Source organism: Pseudomonas allii (assembly GCF_055380095.1).
Genome location: NZ_AP039450.1, coordinates 4935770 through 4961136, shown reverse-complemented (window position 1 = coordinate 4961136; position 25367 = coordinate 4935770). Strand labels below are relative to the sequence as shown.

The window sequence follows — 25367 nt, the reverse complement described above, 5'->3', positions numbered from 1 at the left end:
TCCCACATTTGAAGGTATTCACAGATCAAAGTGTGGGAGGGGGCTTGCCCCCGATGGCAGCGCCTCGGTCTAGAGCGAAGCCATCTCGGTATCCGCCTCAACCACCTTCGCCGCAGTCAACTGCCGCATCTGCTCACACCCCCACAACACCCGTTCCGGCGTCGCAGGCGCATCGATCTTGGGTTGATGGCGATAGTCACCCAGGCTCGCCACGGCATCCTTGATCGCGCACCACGAAGCAATCCCGAGCATAAAGGGCGGCTCGCCCACGGCCTTGGAATGGAACACCGTGTCTTCCGGGTTTTTGCGGTTCTCCACCAGCTTTACCCGCAGGTCCAGTGGCATGTCGGCCACGGCCGGGATCTTGTAGCTGGCCGGACCATTGGTCATCAGCTTGCCCTTGTCGTTCCACACCAGCTCTTCCATGGTCAGCCAGCCCATGCCCTGGATGAAGCCGCCTTCGACCTGGCCGATGTCGATGGCCGGGTTCAGCGAGGCGCCCACGTCATGCAGGATATCGGTGCGCAGCATCTTGTATTCGCCGGTCAGGGTGTCGACGATCACTTCGCAGCACGCCGCGCCGAACGCGTAGTAGTAGAACGGCCGTCCCCGTGACTGGCTGCGGTCGTAGAAGATTTTCGGGGTCTTGTAAAAGCCCGTGCTCGACAGCGAGACCTGGGCGAAATACGCCTGCTGGATCAACGCCTCGAAGGTCAGGATCTGCTCGCGCACGCGCACATGGCCGTTGTGGAACTCCACGTCCGCTTCGCTCACGTCGTACTTGCGCGCGGCGAATTCCACCAGGCGCTGCTTGATAGTTTCGGCGGCGTTCTGCGCGGCCTTGCCATTCAGGTCGGCACCGCTGGAGGCTGCGGTCGGCGAGGTGTTGGGCACCTTGTCGGTGTTGGTGGCGGTGATCTGTACGCGGTCTATGTCCACCTGGAACACCTCGGCCACCACCTGCGCGACCTTGGTATTCAAACCCTGGCCCATCTCGGTGCCGCCGTGGTTCAGGTGGATGCTGCCGTCGGTGTAGATATGGATCAGCGCACCGGCCTGGTTGAGGAAACTCGCGGTAAACGAGATACCGAATTTCACCGGGGTCAGCGCCAGGCCTTTTTTCAGGATCGGGCTGTGGGCGTTGTACAGGCGGATCGCTTCGCGGCGCTCGGCGTATTGGCTGCTGGCTTCCAGTTCGGCGGTCATCTCGTCGAGCATGTTGTGCTCGACGGTCTGGTAGTAGTGGGTGACGTTGCGGTCGGTCTTGCCGTAGTAGTTGGCCTTGCGCACGGCCAGTGGGTCGAGGGCCAGGTGACGGGCGATGGCGTCCATCACTTCCTCGATGGCGACCATGCCTTGCGGGCCGCCGAAGCCGCGATAGGCGGTGTTGGACGCGGTGTTGGTCTTGCAGCGATGGCCGTTGACCGTTGCATCGCCCAGGTAATACGAGTTGTCGGCATGGAACATCGCACGGTCGACAATCGAGTTGGACAGGTCCGGCGAACAGCCGCAGTTGCCCGCCAGTTCCAGGTTGATCCCGTGCAGGCGGCCGTTGTCGTCAAAGCCCACGTCATATTCGATGTAGAAGGGGTGGCGCTTGCCGGTCATCAGCATGTCTTCCACGCGCGGCAGGCGCATCTTGGTCGGCTGGCCGGTCAAGCGTGCCACCACCGCGCACAGGCACGCCGGGCTCGCCGCCTGGGTTTCCTTGCCGCCGAAACCACCGCCCATGCGGCGCATGTCGACCACGATCTTGTTCATCGACACGTCCAGCACTTCGGCCACCAGTTTCTGCACTTCGGTGGGGTTCTGCGTGGAGCAGTAGACGATCATGCCGCCGTCTTCGGTGGGCATCACCGAGGAGATCTGGGTTTCCAGATAAAAATGTTCCTGGCCGCCGATGTGCAGGGTGCCCTGGATGCGGTTTTTCGCAGTGGCCAGTGCGCCGGCCGAATCGCCGCGCTGGTGGGTGTGGCTGTCGAGTACGAAGTGCTTTTTGCGAAACGCTTCGACCACATCCAGCACCGGTTCAAGGTCTTCGTACTCGATTACCGCCGCCATGGCGGCCTTGCGTGCGGTTTCCAGGTCACGGGCAGCAACGGCCAGCACCACTTGGCCGACGAACTGCACCGTATCAATCGCCAGCAAGGGGTCGCCGGGCATCAATGGGCCGATGTCTTTCAGGCCCGGCACGTCCTCATGGGTGATGACAATGCGCACGCCTTCAAACGCGTAGCAGGGCGCCGTGTCGATGCTGATGATGCGGGCGTGGGCGCGGTCGGACAGGCGTGCATACAGGTGCAACTGGTTGGGGAATTCCAGGCGGTCATCGATGTACTGCGCTTCGCCGGATACGTGCTTTGCGGCGCTGTCATGCTTGACGCTGCGGCCCACACCGGAGGTGAGGTCCTGGGCAAACAGCTCGGCGAGTTCGGCCTGGGTTTTAACGACGGCGTGATGGTTAGACATAAGCGGTCACCCGAGTCTCGATGTGCGGTGTTTGCAGTTCGATGAAGTACTTGCGCAGCAGGTTCTGCGCGCTGAGCAGGCGGTATTCCTTGCTGGCGCGGAAGTCCGACAGCGGGGTGAAGTCCTGGGCCAGGGCGGCGCAGGCTTTCTCCACGGTAGCGCTGTTCCAGGTGGCGCCGACCAATACGGCCTCGCAGATTTTGGCGCGCTTGGGCGTGGCGGCCATGCCGCCGAACGCCACGCGGGCCTCGCGGATCACGCCGTTGTCGAGCTTGAGGTTGAACGCGGCGCAGACGGCGGAAATATCATCGTCCAGGCGCTTGGACACCTTGTAGGCGCGGAACAGCGTGTGGCCTTTGGGCACGATGATTTTCTCGATGAACTCGCTGTCCTGCCGGGCGGTGACGCGGTAATCGATGAAGTAGTCTTCGAGCGCCAGGGTGCGACGCGTGTTGCCCTTGCACAGCACAATCTGCGCGCCGAGGGCGATCAGCAGCGGCGGTGAATCACCGATCGGCGACGCATTGCCGATATTGCCGCCCAGGGTGCCCTGGTTGCGGATCTGCAGGGAGGCGAAGCGGTGCAGCAGCTCACCGAAGTCGGGGTATTCGTGGTGCAGCGCGCTATAGCAGTCGGAGAGGGCGGTGGCGGCGCCGATTTCCAGGCGGTCGTCGAAGTCGTCGATGCGCTTCATTTCTTCAATGTTGCCGACGTAGATCATCACCGGCAGCGTGCGGTGGAATTGGGTGACTTCCAGCGCCAGGTCGGTGCCGCCGGCCAACAGCCGGGCTTGCGGGTAGGCGTCATAGAGGTCGGCCAGGTCGGCGACGGTGAGCGGCACCAGGCAGCGTTTGTCGCCGCTGTTGAGTTCACCGGTCTGGGTCGGCGCAATGGCTTTGAGGCGGGCGATGGTCTGCGCCTCACGGCTGTCGAACTGATCCTGGGGCTTGTTGCAGCAGGCCTGTTCAGCGGCGGCGAGGATCGGGCGGTAGCCGGTGCAGCGGCACAGGTTGCCGGCCAGGGCTTCATGGGCTTTCTGGCTGTCGGGGGCGTCGCTGTTCTTTTGCAGGGCGAACAGTGACATCACGAAACCGGGGGTGCAAAAGCCGCATTGCGAACCGTGGCACTCGACCATGGCTTGTTGCACGCTGTGCAGTTGGCCCTGGTGCTTGAGGTCTTCGACGCTGATCAGTTGTTTGCCGTGCAGTGACGAGACAAAGGTCAGGCACGAATTGAGGCTGCGATAACGAATCTGCTCGGCGCCCTGATCATCGGTGTGCAACTCGCCCACCACCACAGTGCACGCCCCGCAATCGCCGCTGGCGCAGCCTTCCTTGGTACCGGATTTGCCCAAATGCTCGCGTAAATAGTTGAGCACGGTCAGGTTGGGGTCCAGGGCGTGCTCGCTACGGAGTTCCTGGTTAAGTAAAAACTGGATCACGGAAGGCCTCGCAGACTCATTATTGTTGTTAACCGCTTTGCGCCGAATCTAGTCATCTCTGACTTTTCGGTCAATGATTTTCTGACCAGAAGGTCAAGAAAATGCGATCGCAACACTTTCAATTATGGTCCAGTCTTCTGGAACCGGCGTTTTTGGGGGCTTGTAGCTTTTCATCGCTGCTTATTCCGTGCCAAATTCGCCAGCGTGGGCGTAGCGCCATCAGCCAGCCAATGCGCTACACTGCCGCGCTTGTACCGATAGAAGATTTTGAAGGGAAAACATGACGTTCAAGGCGCCGGACAGTCTCGCCGAGCAAATTGCTCACCACCTCGCCGAACGCATCATTCGCGGCGATCTCAAGCCTGGGGAGCGGATCCAGGAACAGAAGGTCACGCTGGCGCTCAATGTCAGCCGTGGTTCCGTGCGCGAAGCCTTGCTGATCCTCGAACGCCGCCACCTGATCGCGATCCTGCCGCGCCGTGGCGCCCATGTCACCGAGTTAACGGCGCACAAGGTGCAGAGCCTGTGCACCTTGATGGGCGAGCTGTACATCCTGCTCGGCAATGCGGTGGCCCAGGGCTGGCAGGTGCAGGCCGACATGGCGCCGTTCCTACAGATCCAGCAGCGCCTGGTGATCAGTTACGAGCGCGAGGACATCCGCGCCTTCGTTGAAGAAAGCTTCAACGTGATGCGCGCCGCGTACCCCTTCGCCAATAACCCGTACTTGCAGGAAACCGTCGAGAACCTGCAGCCGGCGATGAACCGCGCCTATTACCTGGCACTGGATCAGCGCAAGGCGTCCATGAGCGAATACCTGGCGTTGTTCGAGCAACTGCTCGCCGCCGTACTCGCTCGTGACTTGCCGCAGATCCGCCAAGTGCTCTCGGCTTACGGCGAGCGCAGTTGCTCACTGGTCATCGCTGCGTTGGCGGACGCCTAAACGTGCGGCTCAAGTGCATCAAACTGGCGGGGTTCAAATCCTTCGTCGACCCGACCACGGTGAACTTCCCCAGTAACATGGCGGCGGTGGTCGGGCCCAATGGTTGCGGCAAGTCGAACATCATCGACGCCGTCCGCTGGGTGATGGGCGAGAGCTCGGCCAAGAACCTGCGTGGCGAGTCGATGACCGACGTCATCTTCAACGGCTCCACCAGCCGCAAGCCAGTGAGCCAAGCCAGCATCGAACTGGTGTTCGACAACTCCGACGGCACCCTGATCGGCGAGTACGCGGCCTACGCGGAAATTTCGATCCGCCGCAAAGTCACCCGTGACAGCCAGAACAGCTACTTCCTCAACGGCACCAAGTGTCGCCGTCGAGACATCACCGATATTTTCCTCGGCACAGGCCTGGGGCCGCGCAGCTACTCGATCATCGAGCAGGGCATGATCTCCAAGCTGATTGAAGCCAAGCCCGAGGACCTGCGTAACTTCATCGAAGAAGCGGCCGGCATCTCCAAGTACAAGGAGCGCCGCCGCGAGACCGAAAACCGCATTCGCCGCACCCACGAGAACCTCGCCCGCCTGACCGACTTGCGTGAAGAGCTGGAGCGCCAGTTGGAGCGCCTGCACCGCCAGGCCCAGGCCGCCGAGAAGTATCAGGAATACAAGGGTGAGGAACGCCAGCTCAAGGCACAACTGTCGGCCCTGCGCTGGCAGGCGCTGAATGACCAGGTGGGCCAGCGCGAAGCGATCATCGGCACCCAGGAGATCAGCTTCGAAGCCCTGGTGGCCGAGCAGCGCAATGCCGACGCCAGTATCGAACGCCTGCGTGACGGTCACCATGACCTGTCCGAGCGCTTCAATCTGGTGCAGGGGCGTTTCTATTCGGTGGGTGGCGATATCGCCCGTGTCGAGCAGAGCATCCAGCATGGCCAGCAGCGCCTGCGCCAGTTGCAGGATGACCTCAAGGAAGCCGAGCGCGCGCGCCTGGAGACCGAATCCCACCTCGGCCACGACCGCACCTTATTGCTGACCCTGGGCGAAGAGCTGGACATGCTCACCCCCGAGCAGGAAGTCACCAGCGCCGCCGCCGAAGAAGCCGCCGCTGCCCTGGAAGAAGCCGAAGCCACCATGCACGGCTGGCAGGAGCAGTGGGACACCTTCAACCTGACGTCTGCCGAACCACGACGCCAGGCCGAAGTGCAGCAGTCACGCATCCAGCAGCTGGAAACCAGTATGGAGCGTCTGGCCGAGCGCCAACGCCGCATGCAGGAAGAGCGCGCGTTGCTGTCCGCCGACCCGGAAGACGCGGCGATCATGGAACTGAGCGAGCAACTGGCCGAAAGCGAAATGACGCTGGAAGAGCTTGAAGCCAGCGAAGAACAACAAGTGGAGCGCCTGGAGCAATTGCGTCAGCAGTTGCAACAGGCGACCCAGGCACAGCAACAGGCCCAGGGGGATTTGCAGCGACTCAATGGCCGGCTGGCTTCCCTTGAGGCCTTGCAGCAAGCCGCGCTGGACCCAGGCACCGGCACCGCCGAATGGTTGCGCGATCAGCATCTGGCCGAGCGCCCGCGTTTGGCGGAAGGCTTGAAGGTAGAAGCCGGTTGGGAGCTGGCGGTGGAAACCGTCCTGGGTGCCGACCTGCAAGCGGTATTGGTGGATGATTTTGGCGGCTTCGACCTGGCCGGTTTTGCCCAGGGCGACCTGCGTTTGCTCAGCCCAGCCGCCGATGGCACGCGGGTGCCGGGCAGTTTGCTGGATAAAGTTGAGGCGGCGATTGATCTGTCGCCGTGGCTGGGCCAGGTCAAGCCGGTGGATTCCCTGAAGCAGGCCCTGGCCCAGCGCGGTCAGTTGGGTGCTGGCGAAAGCCTGATCAGCCGTGACGGCTACTGGGTCGGTCGCCACTTCCTGCGCGTGCGCCGCGCCAGTGAAGCGGAAAGCGGCGTGTTGGCCCGTGGCCAGGAAATCGTCAACCTGATCGCCGAGCGCGAAGAGCGCGAAGCCACCCTCGAAAGCCTGGAAACCGAACTGCAAACCCTGCGCGCCACCCAGCGCCAGCAGGAGACCGGCCGTGAACACCTGCGCCGCCTGTTGCAGGACGAAGCGCGCCAGCAAGGCGAATTGAAGGCCCAGCTTTCCGCGAGCAAAGCCAAGGTCGAGCAACTGACCCTGCGCCGCACCCGTCTCGACGAAGAAGTCGCGGAAATGGGCGAGCAGCGCGCCCTGGAACACGAACAGATCGGCGAAGCGCGCCTGCAGTTGCAGGAAGCCCTCGACAGCATGGCCCTCGACACCGAGCAGCGCGAGCTGTTGCTGGCCCAGCGCGACAGCCTGCGCGAACGCCTCGACCGTGTGCGCCAGGAAGCGCGCCAGCACAAGGACCACGCCCACCAGTTGGCCGTGCGCCTGGGGTCGCTCAAGGCCCAGCACGCGTCCACCGCCCAGGCCCTTGAGCGCCTGGAGATGCAGTCTGAACGCCTCACCGAAAAGCGCGAGCAACTGAGCCTCAACCTGGAGGAGGGCGAAGCCCCGCTGGAAGAGCTGCGCCTGAAGCTCGAAGAGTTGCTCGACAAGCGTATGACCGTTGATGAAGAACTCAAGACCGCGCAGATCGCCCTCGAAGACGCCGACCGCGAACTGCGTGACGCCGAAAAACGCCGGACCCAGGCCGAACAGCAATCCCAGCTGATCCGTGGTCAGCTCGAACAGCAGCGCATGGAGTGGCAAGCCCTGACCGTGCGCCGCAAGACCCTGCAAGACCAATTGCTGGAGGACGGCTACGACCTGCACGGCGTACTCAACACCCTGACCGCCCAGGCCAACGAGAAAGAAGCCGAAGAAGAACTGGAGCGCATTGCCGCACGTATCCAGCGACTCGGCGCGATCAACCTGGCGGCCATCGACGAGTACCAGCAGCAATCCGAACGTAAACGTTATCTGGATGCCCAGGACGCCGATCTGGTGGAAGCCCTGGAGACCCTGGAAAACGTGATCCGCAAGATCGACAAGGAAACCCGTAACCGCTTCAAAGATACCTTTGATCAGATTAATGGCGGTTTACAGGCGTTATTCCCAAAAGTTTTCGGCGGTGGCAGCGCTTACTTGGAACTGACGGGCGAAGATCTACTCGATACAGGGGTAACGATCATGGCGCGGCCTCCGGGCAAGAAGAACAGCACCATCCATTTGTTGTCCGGCGGCGAGAAAGCCCTGACCGCATTGGCCCTGGTATTTGCCATCTTCAAGTTGAACCCGGCGCCGTTCTGCATGCTCGACGAAGTTGACGCGCCGCTGGATGACGCTAACGTTGGACGGTACGCGCGGTTGGTCAAAGAGATGTCCCAGACCGTGCAGTTCATCTATATCACCCACAACAAGATCGCCATGGAAATGGCGGATCAGTTGATGGGGGTCACGATGCACGAACCGGGCTGTTCGCGTTTGGTGGCGGTGGATGTCGAAGAAGCGATGGCGATGGTGGAGTCTTGACCCATGCCAGCCAAGAATTTTTGTAGCGTGCGGTAAGAGGCTTAACCGGTCTGGCGAAAGTGGCAAATGGACATATTTGTTCAAGGCATTTTGACAGACGGTGTAAAGTTATCTTTGGTCGTGCTAGTTTAATGTCAAATTTTCGTATGCGTGGGCAAAACGTCAGTCAGAACATAGAGTTGGCGCCACGTTTTAAAGCGGTTTGCACGTTGCTAAACCCCTTATTTTTCAGCATTTTTTATTAGAGGCACGGGATTACATGGAAATCGGTCTGCGCGAGTGGCTGATCGTCATCGGCATTATTGTCATTGCCGGTATTCTTTTTGATGGCTGGCGCCGGATGCGCGGTGGCAAGGGCAAGCTTAAATTCCGTCTGGACCGCAACCTGTCCAACTTGCCCGACGACGACGGCAGCGCCGAGCTGCTGGGGCCGCCCCGTGTGCTGGACACCCATAAAGAACCGCAACTGGACGAGCACGACTTGCCGTCGATGAGCGCGCCGGTGCGTGAAGCCCGCGAGCCGTCGTCCAAGCGGGGCAAGCGCACCGCTCCGGTGGTCGCAGAACCGCGCCAGGCTGACCTGGACCTGGACGTCAATGACGGCCCGAGCTTCAGCAGCCGCGACGATGATTTCCCCGACGAAAACGCCGGCAAAAATGTCCCGCGCCAGTCCGTGAACGACCAGCCTGCCGCCGAAGAAGTGCTGGTGATCAGCGTGATCTGCCGCGACGCTGCTGGCTTCAAGGGCCCGGCCCTGTTGCAGAACATCCTCGAAAGCGGCCTGCGGTTTGGCGAGATGGATATCTTCCACCGTCACGAGAGCATGGCCGGCAACGGCGAAGTGCTGTTCTCCATGGCCAATGCGGTCAAGCCGGGCACCTTCGACCTGGACGACATCGACCTGTTCAGCACCCCGGCCGTGAGCTTCTTCCTTGGCCTGCCAGGCCCGCGTCACCCGAAACAGGCGTTCGACGTGATGGTGGCCGCCGCCCGCAAGCTGTCCCAGGAACTCAATGGCGAGCTCAAGGACGACCAGCGCAGCGTGCTGACCGCGCAAACCATCGAACACTACCGTCAGCGCATCGTCGAGTTCGAGCGTCGCGCCCTGACACAGAAGCGCTGAGGTCCGAGCTTAAGCGTTGCCTGTAGAATCCGTGCACTAACATATTGAGCAGCTTCGGCTGCTCTTTTGCTTTATGAGAGAACACCCATGACCGCCGCCCACACCCGCATCCTCGAACTGCGCGCTGAACTGGATCAGCACAACTACCGCTACCACGTCCTCGACGAGCCGAGTATTCCGGACGCCGAGTACGATCGCTTGTTCCATGAGCTCAAGGCCCTGGAGGCCGAGCACCCGGACCTGGTGACGCGTGATTCACCGACGCAGCGGGTCGGCAGTGCGGCGCTGTCGGCGTTCACCCAGGTCAAGCATGAGATCCCGATGCTCAGCCTGGGCAACGCGTTTGATGAAACCACCATGCTCGAGTTTGATCGCCGGGTCACCGAAGGCCTCGACCTGCCGGTGGGCGACCTGTTCGGCGCTGGCGCGGCGGTGGAATACAGCTGCGAACCGAAGCTGGACGGCCTGGCGGTCAGCCTGCTGTATCAGGACGGCGAGTTGGTACGCGGCGCCACCCGAGGCGACGGCACCACCGGCGAAGACATCAGCGTCAACGTGCGCACCGTGCGCAATATCCCGCTGAAACTGCACGGCAGCGGCTGGCCAGCAACCCTGGAAGTGCGCGGTGAAGTGTTCATGTCCAAGGCCGGTTTCGAGCGGCTTAACGCCTCGCAACTGGAAGTCGGCGGCAAGACCTTTGCCAACCCGCGCAACGCCGCCGCCGGCAGCCTGCGTCAGTTGGACTCGAAGATCACCGCCAGCCGCCCGCTGGAGTTCTGCTGCTACGGCGTGACCACCGATATCAGCGACACCCACATCGGCAACCTGCACCAGTTGAAGCAGTGGGGCATGCCGATCAGCCATGAGCTGAAGCTGGCCAAAGGTATTCAGGATTGCCTGGACTACTACCGTGACATCGGCGAGCGGCGTAACAGCCTGCCGTATGAGATCGACGGTGTGGTGTTCAAGGTCAACAGCATCGCCTCCCAGCGTGAACTGGGCTTTCGCGCCCGCGAACCGCGCTGGGCCATCGCGCATAAATTCCCGGCCATGGAAGAGTTGACCGAACTGCTCGACGTGGAATTCCAGGTCGGCCGCACCGGCGCCGTGACGCCAGTGGCGCGCCTCAAGCCGGTCAAGGTTGCGGGCGTCACCGTGTCCAACGCCACCCTGCACAACATGGATGAAGTCGCGCGCCTGGGCCTGATGATCGGCGACACCGTGATCATCCGCCGCGCGGGTGATGTGATCCCTCAGGTAGTTTCCGTCGTCACCGAGCGTCGTCCGGAAAACGCCCGCGCCGTGCAGATCCCGGAAAGCTGCCCGGTGTGCGGTTCCCACGTGGAGCGCACGCAACTGGTCAAGCGCAGCAAGGGCAAGGAAACCGTCAGCGAAGGCGCGGTGTACCGTTGCGTCGGGCGTCTGGCCTGTGGTGCGCAGCTCAAGCAGGCGATCATTCATTTCGTCTCGCGCCGCGCCATGGACATCGACGGCCTGGGCGACAAGACCATCGAGCAATTGGTGGATGAAAAGCTCATCGGCTCACCGGCCGACCTCTACAAGCTCAAGTACGAGCAGATCATCGACCTCGAAGGCTTTGCCGATATTTCCAGCAAGAAGCTGATCACCGCTATCGAAAACAGCAAGACCCCGACCCTGGCGCGGTTCATCTACGCCCTGGGCATTCCCGACGTGGGCGAGGAGACTGCCAAGGTGCTGGCGCGTTCGCTGGCATCCCTGGAGCGCGTGCAGAAAGCCTTGCCGGCAGTGCTGACGTACCTGCCGGACGTGGGCCTGGAAGTGGCGCACGAGATCCACAGCTTCTTTGAAGACAGCCATAACCAGGACGTGATCGGCGCACTGCTGTCGCCGCAGGAGTGCGGCCTGCAATTGCAGGACCAGGGCGACCTGAGCGCCGAATTCGCCGCCAGTACCACGCTGGGTGGCTTGCTCGACAAGTTGCATGTGCCGAGCGTCGGCCCCGGCGCTGCGCAGAAGTTGGCAGACAAGTTCGGCACCCTCGAAGGCGTGATCAAGGCCGACTGGCTGGACATGCGCCAGGCGTTGCCCGAGAAGCAAGCCAAGGCGGTGCGTGAGTTCTTCGATAACGCAGACAACGCCAACCATGCCCTGGCCATCGAGCAGCAGCTCAAGGACTTCGGCATGCACTGGTTGAGCGAGAAGAAGGTCGTCGAAGGCTTGCCCGAAGCGGGGCACACCTGGGTGCTCACCGGTTCCCTGGAACTGATGAGCCGCGACGTGGCCAAGGAAAAACTCGAAAGCCTCGGGGCCAAGGTGGCGGGTTCCGTCTCGGCGAAAACCCACTGCGTGGTGGCGGGGCCGGGCGCCGGTTCCAAGTTGGCCAAGGCGAGTGAGTTGGGCCTGAAGGTATTGGATGAAGAAGCTTTCGTCGCCTTCCTGGGCAAGCACAACATCACGGTCTGATCTGGGCTTTGTAGCGAGCGGGCTTGCTGTGGCGAGCGGGCTTGCCCCGCGTCGGGCTGCGCAGCAGCCCCCTCCCAACCATCACTAAAGTGGAACGATCCTGAACAGAAAGTGATCTAGTCTCAGTCACTCAGGGAGAGATCGCCATGTTCCGCTACTTCGAGCAACTCAGTTCGCGCATCGCTGCACCGTTTGTAGCCGGCACCTCTCGCGACAGCAAGGTCTGGCAGTGTCGCTGCGGCCAATCCCTGTTTTTTCGCAACAGCCAGTGCCTGGCTTGCCAGGCGCTGCTGGGCTACCAACCCCAACAAGCCCGGCTGGACTCCCTGCAGCCCGGCCCGGTCGAAGGCACCTGGCTGCAGGACGGCAACCTCGACGCCGGCGCCTTCCGCCGCTGCGCCAACCTCGACACGCCGGCCGCCTGCAACTGGCTGATCCCGGCCCACAGCACCGCGCCGCTGTGCGCGGCATGCAGCCTGAACCGCACCATTCCTGACCTGTCGATCCCGGAAAACCATGAACGCTGGCGCAAAGTCGAAACCGCCAAGCGTCGGTTGGTCGCGCAACTGATCAGCCTGGGTTTGCAAGTGGTGCCCAAAAGCGTCGACGAAGACACCGGCCTGGCCTTCGATTTTGTCGGTATCGACCTGGAAGGCAACGCGCCCATGACCGGCCATGCCAACGGCCTGATTACCCTCGATATCAAGGAAGCCGACGACGCCCACCGGGAAAAGGTCCGCGTCCAGATGCGCGAACCCTATCGCACGCTGCTCGGTCACTTTCGCCATGAGGTCGGCCATTACTACTGGGATCGCCTGATCGCCAATACCCACTGGCTTGAAGCGTTTCGTGACCTGTTCGGCGACGAACGTGCCAGTTATGCCGACGCCCTCGACCAGCACTACCAGCACGGCCCACGCGCTGACTGGCAGCAAACCTGCGTCAGCGCCTACGCCACCATGCACCCCTGGGAAGACTGGGCCGAAACCTGGGCGCACTACCTGCACATGATGGACGCCGTCGACACCGCCCTTGGCTTTGGCATGAGCGCCCGTGAGATGGACCTGGACTACCAGCCATTTCCCCTCAGCACCCTCTACGACCCCGAACACCCCGGCGGCGTGGCGTTCCTGTCGTTCGTCAACGCCTGGATCGAACTGGCCGGCATGCTCAACGAACTGTCGCGCAGCATGGGCCAGCCGGATTTCTATCCCTTCGTGCTGCCCCCAGCGGTGATCGCCAAGCTGCACTTCATTCACCTGGTGATCCAGGAAGAAGGCGGCCGAGCAGATGAGGTGGTACTGGCACAATGATGAGCGCTGTGGGAGGGGGATTGCCCCCGATGGCGCTGGATCAGTCACCTGTTTATTGGCTGATGTACCATCATCGGGGGCAAGCCCCCTCCCACAGATGCTGTTGACGGTGACAAGTACTTGAACCCCTTCATATTTTTAATCCGGCCCCAACGGTTGTAACTTCCGATGAGATCGGTACAATGGCCCCGCTTGCCGAGAGGCCAGCGTCGTTATGGTGACCCCATCGGTCCCCCCGCAACGATTACCCGTGAACCTGGTCAGAGCCGGAAGGCAGCAGCCACAGCGGGAACATTGTGTGCCGGGGTGCGGCTGGTGGGGTTGCCTCCATAACGCTCTTCCTTGCAGTACCTCTTCAAATCCAAATCAAAAATGCTTTCACGCCATCTGCCATCGGGCAGTCCATGGCGGCATACTCCAGTGCCTGGCATCCGGAGACAGCACACGTGGAAAAAGTCGACGACCTCACTCGCGAAAAACTGCGGGAATGGCAGATGCGCCGCCTGGAGATCAAGGACCGCATTCAATCCCACCCTGAGCAGACCCTGGAATTGTCGAGGGTGCTGGACCTGATGGACGATGAGCATGCGGAAATCCTCAGCCAGGCGGAAATGATCCGCTCTGCGCAAGTGGCTGATGAGCCCGCGCAGCCACCGCTGGCGGGCGCCTGCACGCTGCAATTGAACGTGGCCGCGCAGAGCGCCGAAGACTTGCGTCGGTTGCTCGATATGGCTGTGTTCGAACTCCAGCAACAGATCAGCGCGATGGCGTCTGCGGCTGACGCTGGCCCTCATGGCGGCGGTATGTCGGGCTCGCTGGGCGAGTATCGGTTTGAACTGGGCGGTCAGGGCAATGCCTGATTCCCTGGCGGCGAGGCACTATGCAACCTGAACACTTTGACCTATCCAGCCCGGTCTTCCTGCCGGTCACGGATGAAACCTGCACGGCCCTGCTCGGTTCGGACGGCGCCCAGGCCCTGGTCGGCTTGGCGGACCCGGAACTGGCCGCCGTACTGGTCATCCAGAACCTGGCCCAGGCCGCGGAAAAAGACCTGACCTGCGCGGGCGCCGAGCGCATCCTGGCCAAGTTGCTCGACTGGTCGGTCGACACGCAGGCAGAGGGCGCAGCGACGCTGCTGTCCGAAGCCCAGCGCCTGTTCGACCCGCGCAAGCTTTACTTCGGTTTCAATGTGCTGAAAAGCGTCAACCTGCGCCTGCTGTCGGCTGAAGAAGTCGCCGCGCGGGATTACCTGCTGCCTACGGGCAAATGGGATATCGGCTACAAGGTCCGCCACCTGCGCAGCAACGACCCATTCAGCCAGCAGATGATCACGCCCCGCCAGCGCGAGCGCTGGCTCAGCCCGGCCCAGGACAAGCTGGTGCGTACCTTCCGCGCCAACCTCAACGAAGACCTGCACGTTCAAGGCTACGCCGGCATCGGCAAGAGCCACCTGCTCGGCGCCTTGATGGAGTGCCTGCGCCCCGCCCAGACCCTGGTGCTGGCGCGCACGGGAGCAAAGCTGGCGACGTTGCGTGAGCGCATGGGGTTGGGCAAGGACAGCAAGGCAGGTTCGACCTTCGCTGCGTTCGCCAAGGCGCTGCTGCAGGGGCCGCGCCCCTCCGTGCAGGGCACGCCGACCAGGTTGCCCGGCAAGCATGAGGTGTCGCAGACCCTGAATATCCACGGCTGGCGGGGGCACGAGGGCGTGGCGACACTGGATATCTGTCTGAAGGTGCTCGAAAGCTATTGCCACTCCAGTCATCACAGCCTGTCGGCCAGGCACCTGCCGCATTTCAAGCACCCGTTGTCCAGCGTGGATACCCAGGCGTTGCTGGAGTATTCCAGCCGGTTGTGGACGTACCTGGAGGCCAACCCACAGTGGGCCGGCCAGACTGCTTTCGCGGCGCTATGGCTGATCAAGCGTGCGAGTCTCGAAGGCTGTGTGGTGCCGCCTCGCTATACCCACGTGTTGATCGATGAAAGCCAGGACATCCCGCCTTCATTGCTGCAGATCATCGAACGTGGCCGCCAAGTGCTGATCACCCTCGGCGATGAATACCAATTGGCCAGCGGTGTGATGGTGCGAAGAAAGCGCGAAGTCCGGCACACCGACATCAGTTACTCGGTGCGCTCGGGCCGCAATGTCGAGCGCCTGGTCAACCCATTGATCAGTGTGCATTCACAAAAGTGCAAGACACCCTTCGAAGGCGCGCGGGATGCCGACGTCGGCATCGAACATTACCCCCAGGGCTTCGTACCGCCGGAAGGCTGCGTGGTGTTGACCGCCTCCCATTGGGACACCATGAAATGGGCCATCCAGTTGCAGCAGGCCAACTGCCCGTTCGGGTTCTTCGACACTGCGGCGCAGCAGGATCTGCAGCGTTTCATGATCAGCGTCATTGCCTTGTTCAAGCCGGAGTTCTACAGCAACGAGCACAACGACAACGGCCCTCACGCCTATTTCAGTGACATGCAAGACTGGCAGCAGGTGCGCGACGCCAGCCAGTTCGATGAAGCGTTTCTGTGGGTCGAGAGCGAGCTGGAAAAAGGCTTCAACGTCGCCGATATCACGCGCTTGAACCGGCTGGGCGGCGTGGCCGGCAAACGTTGCCTGCTGATGCTGGCGGCAGAGGCAGGTGGCATGGAGTTTGACCGGGTATTGCTGACGCCCGAGTTGCTCACCAACGTGAAGTTCAAGGACGCCTACGCGTTCGACCAACGGCTGTGCGAGGTGTACATCGCTATTTCCCGCGCGCGGATGCAGCTTTACCTGCCTTACGATGTAGTCGAGTGGATTGATTTCCACACCTATCAGAAAACCCGTGAATTCCACGGCTACTGAATGATTTAATTCGGCTGTTTCACAACTTTTGCAGGTCGCTCTGGACAACCTAAAACCACCTTGTTAGTTTCCGCCAGCCACTTGTTTCAGAGTGTGACAAGTGTGCGAAGTTGATATTGAAGTGCCATCACTTCTTTAACTAACAAGGATGTCTGTGATGAAAAGCCTGCAAGGATTGCCCCGTCTTATCAGTGCTTCGGTAGGCGCGCCCGGCAAAGCCCGCAACTTGCCCGCCGATGTGCAGTGCGTCCAGTACTTATTCAATCTGATCATTCCAAAAATGGGTTTCCCGCTGGCCGAAAACGGCAAGTGCGATGGCCAATTGGTGCAATGCATCAGCCAATACCAATTCCGTCATCTCAAATATGCCCACCCTGATGGCGTGATCGACCCGACTGGTAAAACCTTCAACAGCCTGATCGAAGAAGCGGTGAAAGTGCCGGTGAAGGCGTTCCCGAGCATGCGTATCCCGAGCTTTCTGAATGTGTTCGGCAACAATCAGGGCGACGCAGTGCAGGCCACGGTCAATGTGTACCTGGACCGCATGCGCGCGATGATCGAGGCCGAGAAGCGCAACCGCCAATTGATGTTGCAGGCCACGTGCGACGGGGGTATGACCCTTAGCGAGACGGATTTCCAGAATGCCGCTACGCAGTTGGGTGGCGGTATTTCGGTGAACATCATCAAGGCCTTCGCCACCGTGGAGTCCGGCGGCCGTTCCGGTTTCGGCCCGGCCAAATTGCCGGTGATCGCGTTCGAAGGGCACCTGTTTCGCAAGTACACCAAGCACATCTACGACCAGGCGCATCCGCTGCTGTCCTACCCCTACAAGAAAAAGGCCGGGCCGCAGTGGCAGACCAATAACAAGGACCAGACCAAGGCCTGGGAAACCATGGCCACCGCGTTTGCGCTGGATCAGGAAGCCGCGTTGATGTCGGCGTCCTGGGGTATGTTTCAGATCATGGGCTTCAACTACGCGTCCTGCGGTTACAAGACGGTGTTTGAATTCTCTGCGGCATTAAAAGTGAATGCCGGTAACCAACTAAAGGCCTTCCTCGGTTTTTGCAGCAAGAGCCCGGCGTTGATGAAGGCCATGAAAGCCAAGGATTTTACCGGCATGGCGCGTAACTATAACGGTGAGGACTACGGCAACTATGACGTCCTTATGCAGAAAGCCTACGAGAAACTTGAAGGGAAAAAATAAGATGATCCGTTTTCTAGCGATGGGTGTGTTTTCGTTGTGCGCCGTAGCCCCTGCGTTTGCCGGTTCGCCCGCGTTGCATTCGGGCAAGTACGAAGGGCTGATGCTGGCGGTGACGCCTGAGCACCAGGTGGAGGGTTACTACTCGGAAGCGATGGGCGAGGGCGTCACCCGCAGTTGCACGTTCTACCTGCAAGGTAAACCCGCTGCGCTGACTACCTGGGCCGACGCCACCTACCCCGGCAGCCTGGCACCCTCGTCCGATGGTGTGACCCTGACCGTGGCAGAAGGCCGTCAGCACCCGGGTTGCCTCAATGTGCTGATGCCGGAGATCGCCACCGGCCTGGACCTGAGCCAGACCGCCAACACGAAATGGATCGGCCTGGTGAAGGTGTCCGCCGACAAGGCTTACCTGCTGAAGAACCCAAGCGCCAAGGCCGCCAAGCGTCCGTACATCGTCAAGAATGATGTGGTCGGGGTGCTGGCCTTCAAGGATGGCTGGGCCCAGGTCGAGTTCATCAATGCCGATGACCGTTCGTTTACCGGGTGGATCAGCCAGGATCAGTACAGCCGTCTGGCTGCCCCCAAAAGCTGATCAGCCGAAGGTTTCGCGCAGCAGCCCGGCAAACGCATCCCGCGCCAGGTGCCGCTGGGTGTCCTTGTGCCAGAACAGCAGGTTGTCCACCGCCTGCAGTTCCTCGAACCGGTACGACGCCAACTGGTTGGCCTGCTCATAGCGGGCCAGGATGCCTTCGGGTGCTAGCGCTACGCCGATCCCCGCACTGACACAACCAATGATCGTGCCCCAACTGGCATAGCTGGCAATCGCCGGCTTGAACGCGTGGGGCTTGACCCAGTTCTCCAGCGCCGCCCGATAAGGGCAGCCGGGCGGCCATACCAGCAGCGTGCGGCCGGCCAGGTCTTCGGCGCTGCGGATCGGCGCGCTGGAGGCGCTGGCGATCAGCACCAGGCGTTCGCTGTAGACCACGCTGTGTTCGAGCTTTGCGCGTTTGTTGCCGGCGGCCACCAGCGCCACGTCCAGGCGGTGGTGTTGCAGGTCATCGAGCAGTTCGCCCCAGGCACCGGTCACCAGCTCCAGGCTGACATCCGGGTAGCGCCGATGGTATTCGGCCAATAACGGCGGCAGGCGTCCGCTGGCGCTGGACTCCACAGCGCCGATACGCAGGGTGCCACGGGGAATCGCGTTGGCGTCGACCGCGCGTTTGGACTCGTCCACCAGCGCCAGGATGCGTTCGCAATACTCCAGGAAGATCTCACCGGCCGCACTGATCGCCAGCCCGCGCCCGGCACGGATAAACAGTGGTGTGCCCAACTCGCTTTCCAGCTGCTTGATGCGCGTGGTGATGTTGGACGGCACACAATGCAATTGCACGGCGGCCTGGGCCACGCTGCCGGTTTGCGCCACGGCTCGCACCATTTTCAGTTGGGCCAGTTCCATTGCTCAGTTCCAGTGATTTCAGAAGTCAGAAACGGTTAATTGTCCTGCGCGTTGCTCGGGCCAAGACTGACGGCTTTCCTTCTCAGTTTTCGGATGCCGTCGATGAATACCCCGTCACCCCTGAAGCTTACGCTAGTCATCGCCAGCGTCGTCCTCTGTTGGGCCTATTCGCCGATTGGCGTGCATATGGGCTTGCACAGCTACAGCCCTGGCCAGCTTGCGCTGCTGCGGTTTCTGATTGCTTCGGTGTTCATGGCCGGTGTGGCGCTGGTGCTGGGCATTGGCCGACCGCGCCTGCGGGATCTGCCGTGGCTGTTGGTGTTGAGTTTTTTCGGGGTGTTCCTGCACCACACCAGTCTTAATTACGGGCAGCAGTTCGTGACGGCGGCGGCGTCCAGTGTGCTGGCGCAATCGGCGCCGCTGTTCAGCGTGTTGATCGCGTTCTTCTGCTTGAAGGAGCGGGTCAGCCTCTGGCGCTGGAGCTGCGTGCTGCTGGGTTTGCTCGGCGTGCTGGTGGTGATCTGGGGCGATCACGGCGTGGGTGATATCGACCCGCGCGGCTTGCTGATCCTGCTGGCGGCGGTGTCATGGAGCCTGTACTTCGCCATCCAGAAACATTACGCCCATCGCTATAGCCCGCTGACGATGGCGTGCTACATGGTCTGGGCCGGCACTTTGATGCTCTGTGTGAACCTGCAGGGCCTGTCGGCTGCCGTGGTGCAGGCGCCGTTGCCGGAGAACCTCGCGGTGCTGGTGCTCGGGATTTTCCCCAGCGCCCTGGCGTACCTGGCCTGGGGTTATGTGTTGAAACATGTCGAGGTCAGCCGTGCCTCGGTGGCGATGTACCTGATCCCGCCGGTGGCGATGACGATGGCGGCAACGCTGCTCGGTGAGCACATGGCCCTGCAAGTGGTGCTGGGCGGTGTGATCGTGTTGGCCAGCGTGGCCGCCATCAGCCTGGAGGGGCGCTGGCGGTCAGTCGCTCAGGCAAAACGCGCGCAGCCGGTGGCCGTCGAGGTCCTGAGCGACGAAGGTGTAGCCGAAGTCCAGGGTGGTCGGTGACTGGATGATGGTTGCGCCGCGCGCTACCCATTGATCATGCAGCGCGTCCACAGCGGCTTTGTCAGCCAGGGACAAGCCCACTTCGCCGCCACCCCCGGTGACCTGGGCCGCCGGTTCCACGGTATGGCGCGACCACAGCCCCAGCTTTACGCCATTGTCGAGAATGAACAGGGCGAAGGTCGGGTTGAGTTCCACGGGCGGCTTGTCCAGCAGGCGGCTGTAGAAGTTGGCGCTGGTGGCCGGGCTGTCGACGTACAGCAGGAAGTAATGGGCGAGGGTGTTCATGCAGGCTCCTTGGGAATACGTGTTCGATGGCGCCAAGTCTATAAGGCGGCACTGTCAGTTTCTGTCAGGAGTCTCACCGGTGTAGAGCCGGATGATCTGCTCGATCTCGTCCGACTGCTGCATGCGCAGCAAGGTGCGCAGGATCTGCTGCACCGGCACATTCGGGTCGTTGCGCACAATGCAGCCCAGGCGCTGCTCATCAATCACCATAACCTTGTGCAGCCGTTTGCCGACCGGCATGCGTTGATTGAAGCGGTCGAGTATCCATTCGTTGCTCACCGCAAACTTGAAGCGCCCGGCCACCAGTTTGTGCAGCACCTGCTCTTCGCTGCGCGCATCGTCGCGGCTGAGTTGGCCTTTGGCGAACAGCGGGTCGAGGGTCGTATAGCGGTAATTGAGCACGGTGCCGATCGCCTGCGGCGCGAGTGTGTCCAGCTCTACCGGCTTCGGGGGGATGTGGGTGCTGACCAACAGGCTGCGCTGCACCATCAGCGGCACGCTCCAGACGTAATCGCCGGACGCGTCGTCGACCCAGGCTTGGGTGACATAACAGCGCACATCAATATCGCCATGCTCCATGGCGCTGGAGATACGCGCCCGTGCCAACACATGGAATTCGGCCGGCCTGCCGACCTGGGTAGCCAGGCTCAACATCAGGTCATACAAAATGCCCTGGGTGGGCCGGCCGCCCTCCAATTGCACCAGGGGCATCGCCCAGCTGTCGGAAACCGAGAAACGCAACGGTGCGGGCGCTGCCAGGCAAGCCGTGGTGATCATCCATAAAGCGCCCAGGACTACGCGCATACACACTCCGGGTTCAGGCCTTTTTGGGGCCAGCCAGGCAAGCTTAGTCAGATTAGGCGAGCGTGCCGGATGCAATTTCCCCCTTGCTCCGCTAGCATTACCGGCTTCCGCTTCCCAGTTGCGACGGTTTTCGATGAGTTATCAGGTTCTTGCACGTAAATGGCGTCCGCGCTCGTTCCGCGAAATGGTCGGCCAGACCCATGTGCTCAAGGCTCTGATCAATGCCTTGGACAGCCAACGGCTGCACCACGCCTACCTGTTCACCGGTACCCGTGGGGTGGGCAAGACCACCATTGCGCGCATCATCGCCAAGTGCCTGAACTGTGAAACCGGTATCACTTCGACGCCCTGCGGCACCTGCTCGGTGTGCAAGGAAATCGACGAAGGACGTTTCGTCGACCTGATCGAGATCGACGCCGCGAGCCGCACCAAGGTCGAAGACACCCGCGAGTTGCTCGACAACGTGCAGTACGCGCCCAGCCGTGGTCGCTTCAAGGTCTACCTGATCGACGAAGTGCACATGCTGTCCAGCCATTCGTTCAACGCCCTGTTGAAAACCCTGGAAGAGCCGCCGCCCTACGTCAAATTCATCCTGGCCACCACCGACCCGCAGAAACTTCCTGCAACGATTCTGTCGCGGTGCCTGCAGTTCTCCCTGAAAAACATGACCCCCGAGCGGGTGGTCGAGCATTTGACCCATGTGCTGGGCGTCGAGAACGTACCGTTCGAAGACGACGCGCTGTGGCTGCTCGGCCGCGCCGCCGATGGTTCGATGCGTGATGCCATGAGCCTCACCGACCAGGCCATCGCCTTTGGTGAAGGCAAGGTCATGGCCGCCGATGTGCGCGCCATGCTTGGCACCCTCGACCACGGCCAGGTCTTCGACGTGCTGCACGCGCTGATCGAAGGCGATGCCAAGGCGTTGCTCGAGGCCGTGCGCCACCTGTCGGAGCAGGGCCCGGACTGGAACGGCGTGCTCTCGGAAATTCTCAACGTGCTGCACCGTGTCGCCATCGCCCAGGCCCTGCCTGAAGGCGTCGACAACGGCCATGGCGACCGCGACCGCGTGCTCGCCCTGGCCCAGGCGCTGCCGGCCGAAGATGTGCAGTTCTACTACCAGATGGGCCTGATCGGTCGCCGCGACCTGCCCCTGGCGCCCGACCCGCGCGGCGGTTTTGAAATGGTGTTGCTGCGAATGCTGGCCTTCCGGCCCGCCGATTCGGCAGACGCGCCGAGACAGCCGTTAAAGCCAGTGGGGATCAGCCAGGCCACAGTTGATTCCGCCAAACCAGTGGCTGGCGCGGCAGTGGCTGCGCCAGTGGTTGCTGCGCCTGCGCTTGCGCCGGTGCCTGAACCTGCGGCGGCTGCACCAGTGGTCGAGCCGGAACCAGTTGTCGAGCCCGAGCCCGTCGTCGACCTGCCCTGGAATGATCCGGTCGAAGCTGAAGTCGAGGCCGAGCAAGCGCCCGCCGTGGAGCCCGTGCTGGAAACCAGCGGTGAGCAGCCCGAGCTGACGCCGATGCCCACGCCGACTCCGGATAGCGTGGTGCCGGATGCCCCCGAATGGGTCTCTGCCCCCGTCCCCGAGCCAACCGTGGCCCAGGTGGAAGCCGCCACGCCGGGCATCGACCTCGACGACGAACCGCCGCTGGACGAAGACTACATCGAGCCGGACATGGATTCGGCCTACAGCTACCTGGACGACCTGGCCAGCGAGCACACCGCCGAACCGGCCCCCGAGCCCGAAGCGGAGCCCGCTGCGGCCCCGGCCACCGGCCTGGCCCTGCAATGGCTGGAACTGTTCCCGAAACTGCCGATCTCCGGCATGACCGGCAGCATCGCCGCCAACTGCACATTGATCTCCATTGAAGGCGACCACTGGTTGTTGCACCTGGACCCGGCCCACAGCGCCCTGTTCAACGCGACCCAGCAGCGTCGTCTCAACGATGCGCTGAACCAGTACCATGAGCGTACGTTGACCATCGCCATCGAGCTGATCAAGCCCGAGCAGGAAACCCCGGCCCAGGCCGCGACCCGCCGGCGTATCAACCGCCAGCGCGAGGCCGAGGATTCGATCCATGCCGATCCGCTCATCCAGCAAATGATGCAACAGTTCGGTGCGGTCGTCCGTCACGATACTATTGAACCTGTCGAAGCCCCGGTGCCCCAAGCGTCATAAAACCGGGCTACATATTGATCCACGTACTTTTGAGGTGATTCCCATGATGAAAGGTGGCATGGCCGGCCTGATGAAGCAGGCGCAGCAGATGCAGGAAAAGATGGCCAAGATGCAGGAAGAACTGGCCAACGCCGAAGTCACCGGTAAAGCCGGTGGCGATATGGTCAGCGTGGTGATGACCGGTCGTCACGACATCAAGCGCGTGAGCATCGACCCAAGCGTCCTGCCAGGCGTGGGCGAAGATGACCTGGAAATGCTCGAGGCGCTTTTCGCCGCGGCCGTCAACGACGCCGTGCGCAAGATCGAAGCCAACAGCCAGGAAAAAATGGGCGGCGTCACCGCAGGCATGCAACTGCCTCCGGGCATGAAGCTGCCGTTCTGATCGGCGTGCTTTAGCTAGACTCCAATGCCAGGCCTTATGCCTGGCATTTTTGTTTGTGCCAATCATCATTCCCACGCTCTGCGTGGGAATGCCGCCCCCGACGCTCCGCGTCCAATATGAACCCTGGCACGCCACGCATGGTCTGCACCCTATACCGATGGAATCGATAAAGGAGCCCCTTCATGCCTCAAGAACCGACCCTGAACCAGCGCATCGTCCTGGTCTCACGCCCCCAGGGCGCACCCACCCCGGAAAACTTCCGCCTGGAACGGGTGAACCTGCCGGAACTGGCAGACGGCCAGGTCCTGCTGAAAACCCTGTACCTGTCCCTCGACCCCTATATGCGTGGGCGCATGAGCGACGCACCTTCCTACGCGGCGCCGGTGGAGATCGACGAAGTGATGACCGGGGGCGCTGTCAGCCGTATCGAGCAGTCGCGTAATCCGAAATTCGAAGTAGGCGACCTGGTGGTCGGTGCTACCGGTTGGCAGAGCCACAGCATTTCCGATGGTCGCAACCTGATGCCAGTGCCCAAAGGCCTGGCCAGCCCGTCGATGGCCCTGGGTGTGCTGGGCATGCCGGGCATGACCGCCTACATGGGCCTGATGGACATCGGCCAGCCCAAGGCCGGGGAGACCCTGGTGGTGGCGGCCGCGTCCGGCGCGGTGGGCTCGGTGGTGGGGCAGGTGGCCAAGCTCAAGGGCTTGCGTGTGGTCGGGATTGCGGGAGGCGCAGACAAGTGCCGCTATGTGGTGGACGAACTGGGCTTTGATTCCTGCATCGACCACAAGAGCCCGACCTTTGCCGATGACTTGGCCCAGGCGTGCTTCAACGGCGTCGACATCTATTTTGAAAATGTCGGCGGCAAAGTGTTCGATGCGGTGGTGCCGCTGTTGAACCCCAAGGCGCGCGTCCCGTTGTGCGGGCTGATCGCCGGCTACAACGCCCATGAAGCGCCCAGCGGGCCTGATCGTTTGCCGGCGCTGCAACGTACCTTGTTGACCAAGCGCGTACGCATCCAGGGCTTTATCGTGTTCGATGACTACGGTGACCGCCAGCCTGAATTCCTCAGCGCCATGGCGCCGTGGGTGCGCGACGGCAAGATCAAGTTCCGCGAGGACGTGGTCGATGGTCTGGAGCGGGCGCCCGAGGCCTTTATCGGTCTGCTGGAAGGGCGCAATTTCGGCAAGTTGGTGGTACGCGTCGCGCAGGATTGAGTATTTGACGCTAATCCGGGGCGCGGGTATAAACCGCGTCTCGTTGTTTTGTCGGACCCATGCCCATGAGCTTCAGCCCCCTGATTCGCCAACTGATCGACGCCTTGCGCACTTTGCCGGGTGTCGGACAGAAAACCGCCCAGCGTATGGCGCTGCAACTGCTGGAGCGTGATCGCAGCGGCGGCACCCGGTTGGCCCAGGCCTTGAGCCAGGCCATGACCGGCGTGGGCCACTGTCGCCAGTGCCGCACCCTCACCGAGGAAGAACTCTGCCCACAATGCGCCGACCCGCGTCGCGACGACACTTTGCTGTGCGTCGTGGAGGGACCGATGGATGTGTACGCGGTGGAGCAGACTGGCTATCGCGGGCGCTATTTTGTGCTCAAGGGCCACCTGTCGCCCCTCGACGGCCTGGGCCCGGAAGCCATCGGCATTCCGCAACTGGTGGCGCGCATCGAAGAGCAGGGCACCTTCACCGAAGTGATCCTGGCCACCAACCCGACGGTGGAAGGCGAAGCGACCGCGCATTACATTGCCCAACTGCTGACCAACAAAGGCCTGATCACCTCGCGCATTGCCCACGGCGTGCCGCTAGGTGGCGAATTGGAATTGGTCGATGGCGGCACGCTGGCGCATTCCTTTGCAGGGCGCAAACCCATCGCCCTCTAACGGGCGACACCGTTAAAAATGTGGGAGCGGGCTTGCTCGCGAATGC

Annotated in this window: 19 protein-coding genes and 1 other RNA gene; 15 read left to right on the top strand and 5 right to left on the bottom strand. The window is 61.9% G+C overall.

Annotated features, from left to right (window positions below; all coding sequences use genetic code 11):
- Nucleotides 1-69: 69 nt before the first annotated feature.
- Both xdhB and xdhA read right to left on the bottom strand, forming a co-directional pair.
- Nucleotides 70-2469: a xanthine dehydrogenase molybdopterin binding subunit gene (xdhB, locus tag ACZ445_RS22580; RefSeq protein ID WP_058427359.1), complete on the bottom strand. Its 2400-nt coding sequence runs from the start codon at nt 2467-2469 to the stop codon at nt 70-72.
- The gene (xdhA, locus tag ACZ445_RS22575) at nt 2462-3910 is read right to left on the bottom strand and encodes a xanthine dehydrogenase small subunit (RefSeq protein WP_464707599.1); all 1449 of its coding nucleotides are present in this window, start codon (nt 3908-3910) and stop codon (nt 2462-2464) included. The genes xdhB and xdhA overlap by 8 nt, the downstream gene beginning before the upstream one ends.
- 280 nt (nt 3911-4190) lie before the next feature.
- Here xdhA and ACZ445_RS22570 point away from each other — a divergent pair, with 280 nt between their 5' ends.
- From ACZ445_RS22570 to ACZ445_RS22525, 10 genes are all read left to right on the top strand, one after another.
- Nucleotides 4191-4850 (top strand): GntR family transcriptional regulator, encoded by a 660-nt coding sequence (locus tag ACZ445_RS22570; protein WP_464707598.1) that lies wholly within the window; start codon nt 4191-4193, stop codon nt 4848-4850.
- A 2-nt stretch (nt 4851-4852) separates the two neighbouring features.
- Nucleotides 4853-8341 (top strand): chromosome segregation protein SMC, encoded by a 3489-nt coding sequence (gene smc / locus ACZ445_RS22565; protein WP_464707597.1) that lies wholly within the window; start codon nt 4853-4855, stop codon nt 8339-8341.
- A 259-nt stretch (nt 8342-8600) separates the two neighbouring features.
- A complete protein-coding gene (gene zipA, locus ACZ445_RS22560; protein WP_179030156.1) occupies nt 8601-9464 on the top strand; it encodes a cell division protein ZipA in 864 nt (287 codons plus the stop codon).
- A gap of 87 nt (nt 9465-9551) precedes the next feature.
- Nucleotides 9552-11909, top strand: coding sequence for an NAD-dependent DNA ligase LigA (ligA, locus tag ACZ445_RS22555; protein WP_464707595.1), 2358 nt, complete (start codon nt 9552-9554; stop codon nt 11907-11909).
- Nucleotides 11910-12055: 146 nt separating this feature from the next.
- Nucleotides 12056-13222, top strand: a complete 1167-nt coding sequence (locus tag ACZ445_RS22550; protein WP_464707594.1) for a zinc-binding metallopeptidase family protein — start codon at nt 12056-12058, stop codon at nt 13220-13222.
- A gap of 224 nt (nt 13223-13446) precedes the next feature.
- Nucleotides 13447-13543, top strand: an RNA gene (gene ffs, locus ACZ445_RS22545) — signal recognition particle sRNA small type.
- A gap of 125 nt (nt 13544-13668) precedes the next feature.
- The gene (locus ACZ445_RS22540) at nt 13669-14082 is read left to right on the top strand and encodes a hypothetical protein (protein WP_179040977.1); all 414 of its coding nucleotides are present in this window, start codon (nt 13669-13671) and stop codon (nt 14080-14082) included.
- 20 nt (nt 14083-14102) lie between these two features.
- Nucleotides 14103-16064, top strand: a complete 1962-nt coding sequence (locus ACZ445_RS22535; RefSeq protein WP_464704320.1) for a hypothetical protein — start codon at nt 14103-14105, stop codon at nt 16062-16064.
- A gap of 157 nt (nt 16065-16221) precedes the next feature.
- Nucleotides 16222-17268, top strand: coding sequence for an N-acetylmuramidase family protein (locus tag ACZ445_RS22530; RefSeq protein ID WP_058427350.1), 1047 nt, complete (start codon nt 16222-16224; stop codon nt 17266-17268).
- Between the two features lies 1 nt (nt 17269).
- A complete protein-coding gene (locus ACZ445_RS22525; protein WP_058427349.1) occupies nt 17270-17860 on the top strand; it encodes a type 2 periplasmic-binding domain-containing protein in 591 nt (196 codons plus the stop codon).
- On the opposite strand, the gene ACZ445_RS22520 is transcribed toward ACZ445_RS22525, so the two are convergent.
- The gene (locus ACZ445_RS22520; protein WP_058427348.1) at nt 17861-18724 is read right to left on the bottom strand and encodes a LysR family transcriptional regulator; all 864 of its coding nucleotides are present in this window, start codon (nt 18722-18724) and stop codon (nt 17861-17863) included.
- A gap of 102 nt (nt 18725-18826) precedes the next feature.
- Between ACZ445_RS22520 and ACZ445_RS22515 the strand changes: the two genes are divergently transcribed.
- The gene (locus ACZ445_RS22515; RefSeq protein WP_179029789.1) at nt 18827-19786 is read left to right on the top strand and encodes a DMT family transporter; all 960 of its coding nucleotides are present in this window, start codon (nt 18827-18829) and stop codon (nt 19784-19786) included.
- Here the strand turns inward: ACZ445_RS22515 and ACZ445_RS22510 are convergent.
- Nucleotides 19700-20071: a VOC family protein gene (locus ACZ445_RS22510; RefSeq protein WP_179029790.1), complete on the bottom strand. Its 372-nt coding sequence runs from the start codon at nt 20069-20071 to the stop codon at nt 19700-19702. The genes ACZ445_RS22515 and ACZ445_RS22510 overlap by 87 nt on opposite strands.
- A gap of 54 nt (nt 20072-20125) precedes the next feature.
- Complete coding sequence (locus ACZ445_RS22505; RefSeq protein ID WP_179029791.1) at nt 20126-20875, bottom strand: substrate-binding periplasmic protein; 750 nt, start codon at nt 20873-20875, stop codon at nt 20126-20128.
- Nucleotides 20876-21008: 133 nt separating this feature from the next.
- On the opposite strand from ACZ445_RS22505, the gene dnaX reads away from it, so the two are divergent.
- From dnaX to recR, 4 genes are all read left to right on the top strand, one after another.
- A complete protein-coding gene (gene dnaX / locus ACZ445_RS22500; protein ID WP_464707592.1) occupies nt 21009-23054 on the top strand; it encodes a DNA polymerase III subunit gamma/tau in 2046 nt (681 codons plus the stop codon).
- Nucleotides 23055-23097: 43 nt separating this feature from the next.
- Nucleotides 23098-23436, top strand: a complete 339-nt coding sequence (locus tag ACZ445_RS22495; RefSeq protein ID WP_003175481.1) for a YbaB/EbfC family nucleoid-associated protein — start codon at nt 23098-23100, stop codon at nt 23434-23436.
- A gap of 182 nt (nt 23437-23618) precedes the next feature.
- Nucleotides 23619-24653 (top strand): NADP-dependent oxidoreductase, encoded by a 1035-nt coding sequence (locus ACZ445_RS22490; RefSeq protein ID WP_464707591.1) that lies wholly within the window; start codon nt 23619-23621, stop codon nt 24651-24653.
- Nucleotides 24654-24718: 65 nt separating this feature from the next.
- Nucleotides 24719-25321 (top strand): recombination mediator RecR, encoded by a 603-nt coding sequence (gene recR / locus ACZ445_RS22485; protein ID WP_015885312.1) that lies wholly within the window; start codon nt 24719-24721, stop codon nt 25319-25321.
- The last annotated feature ends 46 nt before the right edge of the window (nt 25322-25367 follow it).